Consider the following 12,810-nt stretch of genomic DNA (forward strand, 5'->3'; position numbering starts at 1 on the left):
TTTTATTTGCTTACGGAGGTATAACCAATGGGAAAACTACTGCAAACAAAAGGCATGGCAAAACAGATCTCTGAACACTTAGTCTTAGAAGTTAAACGTATGAAAGAAAAGGGAATTGATCCTACAATCGCTGTGCTCATCGTTCAAGGAGACCCCGCATCTGAATGTTACGCCAAAGCAAAACAAAGAATCGCTCGAAAACTCGGCATTCGTTATTTGCTTACATCTGTACACCCTCAAATTACTGAAACTGAACTGCTGGCCAAAATTAAATGGTTGAATCGCTGTCCATCGATTCACGGCATTATTCTTGAATTGCCGCTACCAAAACATCTTGACGCCAAAAAAATGGTTTCTGCCATTGCTCCTGAAAAAGACGTTGATGGTCTATCTCCGGCAAATAAATTAGCATGTTTTACTGGCGATGACGGATTGTATCCAGCCACACCGCAATCGTGTATCCGAATTCTTGATTATTTCGGTTATCCCTTAAAAGGAAAAAACGTTGTATTGATCGGCTGTGGTGAAACGGTTGGTAAACCGCTTGTTCATCTCTTGTTACGCGCGAACGCAACACTGACAATCTGTCATGAATATACCAATAATCTGCAAAAGCAAATTGAGAAAGCAGATATTTTAATCTCTGCGGTGGGGAAAGCTAATTTAGTGACAACAGACATGGTTCACCGTGATCTGGTGATCGTTGATGCAGGCATTAATGAATTAAAAGGCGGTATTGTTGGTGATGTTCAGCCCGAAGTTTTAGAAATCGTCCAGGCGGCAACCCCGGTACCAGGCGGAGTAGGTAAGGTAACAACAATGATTTTATTTGAAAATCTCTTAAAAGCGGTTCGTCTTCAAATAACCAAAAGCCAAGAGGAGGTACGACAACGTGAAAGTCTTTGATCAGAAGATCAGCCAGTTTATTGAATCAGCCAGTTCTTCTGCACCAACACCCGGGGGAGGCAGTATTGCTGCACTATGTGCTGCATTAGGCGCATCCATGGGCTCTATGGTTGCAAATTTGTCAACGGGACCAAAATTTGCCCATGTACAAACAAGAATGCATGAAATGGCTGCAGATCTTCAAAAAGTAATAGACGGCTTTGAATACTTTGCCCAGCAAGATATGGATTCGTTTAACCGATTTATGATTGCACTGAGATTGCCCAAAGAAACTGCTGATGAACGTCGTGAACGTACGACTCAGCTGCAAAACGCTGCAGTTCAGGCAGCGGATGTTCCGCTTCAATTAATGAAAAGCTGTCGTGATGTAATGAGTATTTTAGAGAATGCTTCGGATCAATTCAATAAAAACGTGATCTCGGATCTCGGTGTTGCAGTCATTTCATTGGATGCAGCCATTCAATCCGCATGGCTGACAGTAAAAATTAATTTGGCCACCATTAAAAATGAAGCGGTTAAACAGGACTATCAGGAACAAGGGAAAAAACTGTTGAGTGATTCGCAAAAACTCAAACAGAAAGTCATGGATACGGTGCTGGCAAAAATCAGCCAATAAAGGTAATTTCATAAATGTATTTTTACATTACTTCGTCAAAATTATATTTTACGTAGTAATGTAAAAGTAATAAATTCTACTCTACTCTTAAGATTTATTTGCTCACTGGTAATAAAATCATCGCTCCTTCCTTTCAATTTTTGGAAACATTTCTCCTATATACTTGGCAAACAACTTATGCACTCCATCAATATTCTTTATTCTTTCTTATGCAAACTACAAAAATTTATTGTTAATTAATTTTGTACTGTTTGATTAGCGTGTGCTCAATAAAAACATCATGCTTTTTTTCACTTCACGAAAGCTAAATGATTGATCATGTTTTACTGTTCGTTTTATAAGTTGGCGACACAACAAGTTATGCCCTTTCAAATCCATTTGATCAACCTCTGCCTCGTTGTTCTGACAAAACAACGAGAGTTTCAATCTAACCCTTACCGCAATTTTCAAAAATAGTGCAGCCTACCAATATTTTTTCATCATTTTAATGCTTCCCTCATTTGTTTTTATAAGTGACCAATTGTTTAGCGCTCTTATGAGTTAAAAATAAATTTGGGATGAAGATTATAGCAAGAACAATTACAGAAACGAAGAACCCTGCATGGTAACCCTTTAAGCCATTGGCGATCGTAGGCTGTAATCCTTGTACAACAGTCGCAACAACAGTTGCAATAACAGCCGAACCGAAGCTGGAACCAAGATTTTCAATGATATTAATACCGACACCTGCTTCCGGAAGTTGTTTACTGTCAAGTCCGGTATAAGCATCACTCGTCAATGGGAGCATAATTCCTCCAAAACTCGTACCTCGGATGAATAATGCAAAGGAGATCCAAATCATACTTGTTCTGTCAGTAATAAAGATCAGCGGAATGGATCCGATCAGTGAAAGAACAAGACTGACCATCACCACATATTTTGCCCCGATTTTATCAATCATTTTACCAATTATAGGTCGAGTAATGAGCATCCCAATACCTTGAGGGATTAACGCTAGTGCTGCTTCAATTGCCGTGAACTGACGAAAGTTTTGGAAAAATAGAGGAAGAATCAACATTGGACCCATGATAGAAACGTTTGCTAAGAACAAACCAATGCTTGATGCCAAGAAGCTCTTGTGTGCAAACAAATTCATCGGAAGCACGGTTTGATTCTTTCTAATTCGATTATAAACGAGATATATTATGCCTAAGGTGAGGCCAATGCCCCCCCAGAGGATTGTTTCACTATTGTTAAATGCTGCATGATCCGCCGCCTTTGTAATACCATAAATCATTGCAGCACTCATTAAGGATAAATCTATTATTCCAAAAGCATCGAGCTTACTCTTTTTGTTGAATGGTTCAAAATCTGGAATAGTTTTCATCATAAGCGGTGCGGCAATTAAAACGATGAACACGTTGATGAAGAAAATCCAGTGCCAGGATGCGCCTTGAACGATTAAGCCTCCAATGACGGGACCTAAAATTGGACCAAAGATCATAGGTGTGCTGACGATTGCCATAACTTTACCTATATTTTCTGGACCAGCTGTTTTAACTAAGAGTGTTGACATAAGCGGAGTAATAATCCCCGCGCTGAATCCTTGAAGCAAACGGAAAAAGATGAAACTGGAAATGTTCCAACTCATTCCAGCAAAAACAGAAATGACGCCAAAGGCGATAACTGCACCGATAAAAATTTTCTTTCCATTAAATTTGTTCATAAACCATCCGGATACCGGATACCGGAACTGCAATCGCAAGGGCTAAAACGTAACCTGTAATGGCCCATTGAATGGTGTCCAATGTTGTGTTGAAATCCTTAGTAAGTTCATTGATCGCAATATTTACCATGGTTGAATCAAGCATTGGAGCAATTGCTCCAAGTGCTATAGCCCAGGAAGCAGTAAGAGTTTCTTTTGGGAACCCTGATTTTTTTGTTTTATCTCTAGTCATATGATTCTCTCCCTTAAATAGCAGCCATATTGTTGACAAGGAAACAATATCACCGTTTTGTTTCCTTGTCAACAATTATAAATGAATAAAAAACAGCCCGTTCACAATAGAATCGGGCCTCCCCATAGTTTTTATCCAACTTAATGAATCTCAATCCCCTGTTTCTTTATTTCTGCATCCAAATGCTTACTGTACTTTTCCATGAAGCTAATCATACTGTCAAATTGTTCTTCAGTTACCTGTTCAAATACAACTTTATCCCGCTCTTGGAATTCCTTATGCAGTTCCTCATGGATTTTATAAACAACTTTCCCTTGATTAGTAAGCCTAAAATATATTTCTTTCTTATTATCCCGTTTCTGATAGCTTTCAATAAGATCTTTCTTTATAAGTTTTTTCGTTAATTTACTTATGGCACCTCTAGTCATATATAAGGACTCCGCAAGTTTTGTCACGTTAGGATCAACATTTTTTCCAATGCATTCAATACAATGAACTTCAGCAGACTTAAATCCCTTTAGATTTTCTTCCATCTTATTTTTATTTAGCCAAGCCATTTTATTAAATAATTTTCTAAAATTTATTACAACTAGTTCTTCCTTATTCATCGTCGGTCCTCCTTCCTTTGGTGCACTAACAAGAGTATATTCATTTTTTGTTTCCATTGCAACAATATAGATCAACTACCACGAACACTAAAACAACGATATATTTAGGATAAACAGCTGTTTCAAGAAGATTAAAAATTCAAGTACACAAGACATCTTATGATTAATAAATGGTAAACTAAATAATAGTAAATTTTAAGGAGGGATTCCATTAAATGTGGATATCCAGAATTAAAGAAGACGCGCGGACAGCGTTGCAAGGTCATTCCGTTTCAAGTGGACTGTTTATCCTGCTCTATTTCTTAATCGCTGAGCTCCCGCCGACAATCATCGATATCATACTGTCCGGTGGTTTTGATAACTGGACAAATCAATTGCACTCTCCACCACTGTCCTATCTAATTCAACTGCTCTATTACATTTTAAGTATTCCGATGCAAGTTGCTGTTTACTGGTACTTCATGAATCTGATTCGAGAACAGGATCTGAATTTCTCATTCTTATTTAAGGTTTATGAACATGGAAAGCTAGTATTTAAGCTCATTTGGACTAATATTTTTATGGGTATTTTCCTTGTTCTATGGTCCATCTTGTTCGTTATCCCCGGGATCATAAAGGCATTATCCTACTCTCAGGTCTACTTTGTCCTAAAAGATCACCCTGACTATTCAGCCAGTAAAGCGGTTAAAGAAAGCAAGCATTTAATGATCGGCTTTAAATGGAAATTCTTTCTGCTCAATCTAAGCTTTATCGGTTGGTGGATTTTATCAATCATACCATTAATTGTCGGAATAATAGCAGCAGGAGCCATTAGCTTGTTGATCAATGACGTTGTTTCTTACTTGCTGATTGCTATCGGAATACTCGGCAGCGCCTGGATGTATCTTTGGCTGCTTCCCTACTTTTATACTTCTCTGGCCATGTTTTACGAGCGTCTGCTTATTCATCAACCTTCTGAGATAAAGGAATAAACAAAGAATCGCCTATAAATAGGCGATTCTTTGTTTTAGTTACACCGCGAGCTCAAACTTGATTCCTGATGGATCTTTAGTGAATAGTCGATCACCCACCTTATCAATTGAAGCACCTAGTTTCGTAATCCGTTCGATGACTTCTGCACGTACCTGGTCTCCGGGAAAGACAAGCCGATAATAATTCAAACCAACATGTGTGCCCTCTTGAACAGGTACACCTCTGCTGTTCCATACATTCAGTCCAATATGATGATGGTAGCCGCCGGTTGATATGAAGTCTGCATAAGGTCCATATGCAGCAACAAGGTTAAAACCGAGCCCATCGAGATAAAATTGCTCTGTTTCTTTAAGATTAGCAACCTGCAAATGAAGATGCCCCATAATCGTTTCTTTTGAAAGTCCGCTCCAAGGCTCACCTTCTAATTCATCAAGTAAATGTTCATCCATGGCTTCGGTTGGCATGAATACTCGACCATTTTCCCACTCCCACTCTTCAGATGGACGGTCACGGTAAATTTCAATCCCGTTGCCATCCGGGTCCTCCAGATAAAGAGCTTCACTAACCGCATGATCTGCGCCTCCGACGAGCGGATATTCTTCCTTCATTAGATGAGCGGTTACAGCTGCTAAATCCTTTCGAGTCGGTACAAGCAACGCAAAATGATAAAGTCCTGCACTTCTTCTGATCTGAGGAAGCACATCGACTGGCTGTTCCACGGTTATAAGTGGATCAGATCCATTCGCTGAAAATGTGACCATGTTTTTTGCCTCTCTTAACACACTTAACCCAAGTACGCCGGAATAAAAGTCTTTTGAGCGTTCTGTATTCTTTACATACAAATTAACTTGATCTACATACGTATTCGGTGCTCTGTGAAAATTCATGTAAACCCCTCCGATTGTTATCTATGTTTCTATATCAAGAATAAATTAATTACTTTATGTAAGTTAGTATAAAATAATTAGTTTTAGATGTCCATTGATCTTTCTCTATTCTCAGATGATCGAATAGCTCTGCAGGCTGGGTTTGTGTTTCGTGAACATACTTTATCAGTTTGCGTTGGCCGCCTATGGTAAAATAAGAAACATTAAAGTGAATTGGGGGATGAATATGGATCAGCGTTTATTAAGAAATCAGGTACCGATCGAAGAAACATGGAATTTGGCCGATCTCTTTCCCACACATCAAGCTTTTCAATATGAACGAGATACACTGCTTAAGGAGTCAGATGAATTAGCAAAGTTGAAGGGCAACCTCGCAACAAATGGCCCTTCCCTCCTGCACGCTCTCGATCAATACTTTGACTTCTCCGCACGATTATGGCGGCTATCGGCTTATGTAAGTCTGAAGCAATCCGCAGACAGTACCGATCCTGAAAATCAAGCAGACGCGTCGCGCGTCGATGCACTAAATGCGCAAATCGAGACGACCTTATCTTTCTTTGAAGATGAATTAATGGATTTAGATGACAAGCAATGGAACCTTTTGGTAAATGAAGAATCCGCTCTTCAAGAATACCAGCCATATTTTCAAAAACTGTTCGCTCGAAAATCATACCGTCTTCATCCTGAAGCGGAAAGAACGATTAAATCATTATCTGAGATTTTGGAAGCCCCTTATACCATCTACACACGCAGCAAGCTCGCAGATATGCAGTTCAGATCTGTTACGGATGGCAATGGAACAACAGTGCCTATGTCCTTCACTTTATATGAAAACAGATATGCATCGACAAGAGATACTGAGCTGAGAAGAAATGCGTATGAATCATTCACGCAATCATTGGACGCATATAAGAATACATTCGCCTCTGTCTACGCTGCTGAAGTAGCGAAGACCGTTGCTATTGCGAAACTGCGCGGATATGACTCAGCTACTGACTATTTGCTCCAGCGTCAATTGGTCAGCGAAACGATGTACAACAATCAATTGGACATTATTTTTAAAGAGCTTGCACCGCATATGCAGCGCTATGCAGAATTGAAAAAGCAATCCCTTGGATTAAAGCAAATGAAGTATGCCGACCTTCTTGCGCCAATTGATCAATCGAGCCCGCAGACAACTTTTGAAGAAAGCAAACAATCAATTCTTGAAGCATTGAAAATCATGGGCCCGGAATATCATAACATCATAAAAGAAGGGTTTAACAATCGATGGGTCGACTATGGTGATAATATCGGTAAATCAACAGGAGGGTTCTGTGCGTCGCCATATGGCGTCCATTCTTATATTTTAATGACTTGGACCGGAGATATACGCAACATTTTGACACTTGCGCATGAATTTGGTCATGCAGGTCATTTTATGCTGGCACAAAAATATCAAAAATTGGCCAATTACCGTCCATCACTCTTTTTTATTGAAGCACCGTCTACAATGAACGAGTTGATTCTTGCACAATATCTGAAGAAGAATGCAGAATCAAAACAAATGAAACGCTCGGTGACCGAACGCCTGTTGAGTACTTACTACCACAACTTTGTAACACACTTACTGGAAGGTGTATATCAACGCAAAGTATTCCGTCTTGCCGAAACCGGTGAAGCGCTCACTGCTTCAAAATTAACTGAATTGTTCTATGAAACACTGCAAGGGTTTTGGGGGAATTCTGTTGAACTTGATGAACGGGACGGATTAACTTGGATGCGCCAGCCTCACTACTATTCAGGTTTATACTCGTATACGTATTCTGCGGGACTGACTGTCGCCACTGCGGTCGCCGGGCAAATCGAAAATGAAGGCAAGCCGGTGGTCGATCGCTGGCTGTCGGTGCTCAAGGAAGGTGGACGTCTCACAGCGCAGCAACTAATTGAGAAAGCGCATGTGGATATTCTAAATCCTGATACAATCCGCCAAGCCGTTGCCTATGTCGGATCATTAATCGACGATCTTCAAACAGCACCTGTTAAATAAAATTCTTATAGTCAAAAAGAGCGAATCCATTCGGTTCCGCTCTTTTTGACTATTTTTTTTAGTTGAGGACATTAACCTTGCCTCAAATTTTAAAGCGTTTCATCAATTGATCAAAATGGTCCGCTGTTTCTGCTAACTTATTGGACTCGCTTGCTACAGCACGCATTGTTTTCTCAATCCGGTTCATTGATTGATTAACATTGGCAACTCGTGCGGATGATTCTTGTGAAACAGCGGCAACCGCATCAATTGATTGTTTCATTTGATAGCCAATTTGATTTACTTCATTGAGTCTAATTGTTAACTTATCCATACTATCCCCTATATTCTGTGCCTCCGAATTAATAGACATCAGAGCTTTTCCGGTACTTGTGATCTGTTCTACTCCTGATCGTGCCTGTTCCCCACTGATGACCAGTGACTGTTCAACGGCCTCTGAACCATTATGAATACCTTGCAACATATTGCCCATACCTTTTGCAGACTCCGTCGTCTGGATCGAGAGTTTCCGGATTGAATCGGCGATGACTGTAAATCCCTTTCCGTATTCACCTGCCCGTGCTGATTCAATCGTTGCATTCAGGGCCAGCAGATTGGTTTGACCAGCAATCTGTTCAATCATTTCAACTAAGTGATTTAAGTCTTTAAGCTGAATTTTAAAATGAACCATTTCATCCCTTGCCTTAAGGACACTTGACTCAATTTGTTTCATTTGTTCTTGAGATCGATTAATAAGCTTTGTTCCTTCTTCAGTCAACTTAGAGGCATTAAGTGCTTTATTCAAAACCATTGACAGCGTGCCGACTTCTTGATCGAGTTTATTTATGAATTCTTCGGTGAATTGAGCAATATTACTCGTATTCGTTGCTTGACTTTCCAATCCTGCCGAAATTTCATTCGTTGCGTCTGCCATCTCTCTGCTTTCCTCAGACACCGATTTCGTCGAAATAATCAATGTCTTGCCGCTGTTTTTTGTATTGAGCGCTGCTTCACTAATTGTTTGAATCATATCAAGTAAGTTGTGTTTCATCTTTTCAATAGAGTCTGCGATTAGACCAAGTTCATCTTTATGGTTATGTATGTTTGCTTCCTGATTCTCTCGTAAATCGCCTGAGGCTATTTTATTCGTTGATGCAATGACGCGTGTAAATGATGCTTTTGTTTGTCTGCTGATCCACCAAGTAACTGCTAAACTAAGAATTATAGTAAAAAGTACACTAATTACAAGAAAAATCATTGATCCGATCACTTGTTTTCGGATATTTTCCATTGCGACTTCTTCTTCTGTCAGCACAGATTCACGCAATTTATTGACATTACTGATAATCTGACTCTGAATCTTGGTTTGTTCTTTGTGAACCTGTGCCGTTTTTTGCTGATCGTTCATTAGGACTGCCGGAACAAATTCACTTTGAAATAAATTAAAGGTACGCGCATCCGCACTCATAATTTGTGAGAACCAGTGCTTCTGTTCATCAGTGTTCATGTACGGCTCAAGCTTTTTTTCCGCCTTTGTAAGTTTCATCTGATCCTGAGAATAGAGTTTTACCGCTGCATCACCCGGGTTCAGTACATAATCAACAACTCTGGCATCTTTCGCGCGAAACAGTGAACCAATTTCCGTAATTTGTGCTGCTCGCTCACTTGCTCTTTGGGCATCCTCTGCCTTTTGCATGGTTTGATAAAGCTGAAACCCAGACACTACCGCTGAACTAAGCATGAGTATCAATACAATCCATAAACCGATTGAAAATTTCATGCCGATGGTCAGTTGAAACCGAAACCATGTCAGTTTATTTATTTTAAAGAAGTTCTTCAAATCAATCCCTCCACCTTCGCATCTTTCTCTCTACTATATTAGTATTTATGGAATTGCCCTTTGGAAAAAGCCTTTTATTGTAAATTTAATGTAAAAATCAATTTACAAACACTCTATAAAGCACTATTTACATAAAAAAAGAAAAAATACGTCTATCTTTTCCCCCATCTTTCATAGATTAATAGAGCAGCTTGGATGAAATAGAAGATGGGGAGGGACACCATTGAAAAAACTCAATCAGCCCAATATGATGCATCAATCAATCGCTACTAACTACGTTTACCATTATTTTTTTGTCCTGATCCTGATTTACAGTCTTGCCGTTATTGTCGGCTTAAGTCAAATCAAGATTAGTTTTATAGAAGACGCGATGCAAAAGGCAGACTGGCCGGCGCAAGTTTTACTCACAGAAACATTTGGAAGTGAAAATATAGTCTATAATCATGCAATTAAGGAACAAGATCGTCCAAAAACGGTCTATCATCTCTTATTTGAGGCAATGACCGAACTTCATTTTGACGATAATCGCAGTCTTTTTGGTTCAGAGCTTCCAGGATTCACTATTTATAACACACGTATTTTCGTGGCTGGAAAAGGCTTGAATTATACGAATCTGCCTAAAGATAATCCGCCTCCACCGGAAATTAATATTAAGACACCTTCGTCGAAGGAATCCGAGCCAGATAACACAAATAAGTCAAATGAAAAACTCAAAAAGACCGTGTTGATCTACCACACTCATCCATGGGAATCATATAATCCGATTAACAACGGACAAGTAACGACAACGAATCCGGATAAAAGTGTTGCGCTTGACGGTAACGAAATAGAAAAGATTTTGAATCAAAATGGCATTGGCTCCGTGCATCTGATCAAACAAGGATGGGGTTATAATGTGGCTTATCAAAGCTCCAGAGCGATGGTTCAGAAAGCCTTGAAGAAAACACCGAGCCTTAACTACTTGATCGACATTCACCGTGATTCTTCGGGCCGCAATTTAACAACGATGAAAATAAAAGATACATCCTATGCACGAATAAGTATCATTATCGGCGAAGCAAATCCAAACTACTCGGCTAATCTTTATTTGGCGAAAAAAATTAAGAATGAACTGGACAAGAATTATCCGGATCTGGTCAGGGGCATTGTCGGAAAAACAAAATTAACCGGAAATGGCGTTTACAATCAGGATCTGTCCAAGAACGCAATTCTTGTGGAAATCGGCGGTGTTGATAATAATTTGCAGGAAATCACACGCAGTTCAAAAGCTTTCGGCGAAGCACTTGCTCAAATTATAAAAAAGAATCAATGAAAATAGTTGTAATATTTAGCACCTGGTATTAATATTAAGGTATAAAATTGATCTTGAGTTCTCTCAAGAGATAAAATTCAGAGAGTTGAGTGATCGCATATGGAATTGACAGATCTTATTGCACCGCAGAAATATAATTTAATCAGTGAGATTGACCGGTTTGATTCCGACCGAATTGCGCTGCTTTGGGAAAGCGAAACCGGCGAAAAACGATCAGTCACCTATCATGAACTGATTCAAAAAGGCAAACGTTTTGCAAATGCACTGAACAAATTAGGGATTAAAAAAGGCGACAAAGTCATGACTATTGTGCCGAGAATTATTGATGCCTATGTCATTTATTTAGGTGCTCTTAGAGCTGGAATTGCTGTCATCCCTGGTTCCGAAATGTTGCGCTCCGGGGATATTAGCTTCCGGATTAATCAAGGCGAGGCAAAGGCGATCATTACGTATAAAGACTTCACAGAGCAAGTAGATAATATTCAGGAAACAATGCCTTCTCTGAAGTATAAAATTTCTGTTGCCGGTGAAACAGACGGATGGCTCTCAATGGACAGTCTGATGGACGAAGTACCTGATTCATATGTAACGGTTGATACGGATAAAGATGATATGGCATTTCTTACCTATACCTCTGGGACATCAGGCACACCAAAAGGTGTTGTTCATACACATGCGTGGGCTTATGCACATCTAAGAATTGCGCCGAAGCGCTGGCTCAACATCAAGGATGGCGATACCGTATGGGCAACTGCAGGCCCAGGATGGCAAAAATGGATTTGGACACCTTTTCTTTCGATACTTGGAAAAGGTGTCACTGGTTTGGTCTATTTCGGCCGCTTCCATCCGGAAAAGCAACTGAAGCTGCTTCAGGATTATAAAGTCAATGTGCTTTGCTGCACGCCTACCGAGTATCGTCTAATGTCAAAAGTGGATCATTTGGCTGACTATGATCTATCGCAGCTTCATACAGCATGCTCTGCAGGCGAGGCATTGAATCGAGGAGTTATTGATATCTTCAAGGAAACCTTTGATATTCAGCTGAAAGACGGCTATGGTCAAACAGAGAGCACGTTACTTATTGGTACTCTAGTAGGCAAAGAAGTGCGAATCGGATCTATGGGTCAGCCGATTCTCGAAGAATTTATTACTATTATTGATGAAGAAGGTAATCAAGTGCCAGCAGGCGTTGTCGGCAACATCGCGGTTCGCCGTGACTTCCCTGCCCTCTTTAAAACCTACTATCAACAGCCTGACCGCTATCAAGCAGCAGTCATTGGAGACTATTTTCTGACTGGGGATCGAGCATCACGTGATAAAGATAATTACTTCTGGTTCCAAGGCAGGCGGGATGATGTAATCATCAGCTCCGGATATACGATTGGACCTGCCGAGGTTGAAGATGCTTTATTAAAACACGAATCTGTTAAAGACTGTGCGGTTGTCGCAAGCCCAGATACGATTCGAGGCAACATTGTTAAAGCCTTTGTTGTTTTGAAAGACGGTTACGCTGAAGATCAGACATTGATTCCACAGCTGCAAAAGTTCGTGAAAAAGCTGACTGCGCCATACAAATATCCAAGAGCAATCGAATTTGTATCCGAATTGCCTAAGACTGTTTCTGGTAAAATCATGCGCTCGACCCTTCGTGATCTTGAAGTACGTCGTGCAGCTGAAAAACAAAATAATTAACCCTACAGATAGTAAAACCCCCGAAAGGTCAG

The 12,810-nt window shown here is 40.0% G+C and carries 9 protein-coding genes and 1 pseudogene; 6 read left to right on the forward strand and 4 right to left on the reverse strand.

Going from position 1 to position 12,810, the window contains the following annotated elements; translation table 11 throughout:
• Nucleotides 1–27: 27 nt before the first annotated feature.
• Both NOM01_RS03920 and NOM01_RS03925 read left to right on the forward strand, forming a co-directional pair.
• Nucleotides 28–906, forward strand: coding sequence for a bifunctional 5,10-methylenetetrahydrofolate dehydrogenase/5,10-methenyltetrahydrofolate cyclohydrolase (locus tag NOM01_RS03920; RefSeq protein ID WP_255746555.1), 879 nt, complete (start codon nt 28–30; stop codon nt 904–906).
• Nucleotides 893–1,522 (forward strand): cyclodeaminase/cyclohydrolase family protein, encoded by a 630-nt coding sequence (locus NOM01_RS03925; RefSeq protein ID WP_255746556.1) that lies wholly within the window; start codon nt 893–895, stop codon nt 1,520–1,522. The genes NOM01_RS03920 and NOM01_RS03925 overlap by 14 nt, the downstream gene beginning before the upstream one ends.
• Before the next feature lie 496 nt (nt 1,523–2,018).
• Here the strand turns inward: NOM01_RS03925 and NOM01_RS03930 are convergent.
• Together NOM01_RS03930 and NOM01_RS03935 are read right to left on the reverse strand one after the other, a co-directional pair.
• A pseudogene (locus tag NOM01_RS03930) lies at nt 2,019–3,459 on the reverse strand (MDR family MFS transporter).
• Between the two features lie 140 nt (nt 3,460–3,599).
• On the reverse strand, nt 3,600–4,067 hold the full coding sequence (locus NOM01_RS03935; RefSeq protein WP_255746558.1) for a MarR family transcriptional regulator: 468 nt from the start codon (nt 4,065–4,067) through the stop codon (nt 3,600–3,602).
• Between the two features lie 215 nt (nt 4,068–4,282).
• Between NOM01_RS03935 and NOM01_RS03940 the strand changes: the two genes are divergently transcribed.
• On the forward strand, nt 4,283–5,038 hold the full coding sequence (locus NOM01_RS03940; protein ID WP_255746559.1) for a DUF975 family protein: 756 nt from the start codon (nt 4,283–4,285) through the stop codon (nt 5,036–5,038).
• Between the two features lie 39 nt (nt 5,039–5,077).
• Here the strand turns inward: NOM01_RS03940 and NOM01_RS03945 are convergent, their stop codons facing one another.
• Nucleotides 5,078–5,926, reverse strand: coding sequence for a VOC family protein (locus tag NOM01_RS03945; protein ID WP_255746560.1), 849 nt, complete (start codon nt 5,924–5,926; stop codon nt 5,078–5,080).
• Between the two features lie 226 nt (nt 5,927–6,152).
• Between NOM01_RS03945 and pepF the strand changes: the two genes are divergently transcribed.
• The gene (gene pepF, locus NOM01_RS03950) at nt 6,153–7,955 is read left to right on the forward strand and encodes an oligoendopeptidase F (protein ID WP_255746562.1); all 1,803 of its coding nucleotides are present in this window, start codon (nt 6,153–6,155) and stop codon (nt 7,953–7,955) included.
• 82 nt (nt 7,956–8,037) lie between these two features.
• Here pepF and NOM01_RS03955 read toward each other — a convergent pair whose 3' ends face one another.
• A complete protein-coding gene (locus tag NOM01_RS03955; protein ID WP_255746563.1) occupies nt 8,038–9,774 on the reverse strand; it encodes a methyl-accepting chemotaxis protein in 1,737 nt (578 codons plus the stop codon).
• 223 nt (nt 9,775–9,997) lie between these two features.
• On the opposite strand from NOM01_RS03955, the gene spoIIP reads away from it, so the two are divergent.
• Both spoIIP and mbcS read left to right on the forward strand, forming a co-directional pair.
• Nucleotides 9,998–11,086: a stage II sporulation protein P gene (gene spoIIP, locus NOM01_RS03960; protein ID WP_255746565.1), complete on the forward strand. Its 1,089-nt coding sequence runs from the start codon at nt 9,998–10,000 to the stop codon at nt 11,084–11,086.
• 99 nt (nt 11,087–11,185) lie between these two features.
• Nucleotides 11,186–12,778, forward strand: coding sequence for an acyl-CoA synthetase MbcS (gene mbcS, locus NOM01_RS03965; RefSeq protein WP_255746567.1), 1,593 nt, complete (start codon nt 11,186–11,188; stop codon nt 12,776–12,778).
• Nucleotides 12,779–12,810: the final 32 nt, after the last annotated feature.

Origin of the sequence: Sporolactobacillus sp. STSJ-5, assembly GCF_024385605.1 — a bacterium.
GTDB lineage: Bacteria > Bacillota > Bacilli > Bacillales > Sporolactobacillaceae > Sporolactobacillus.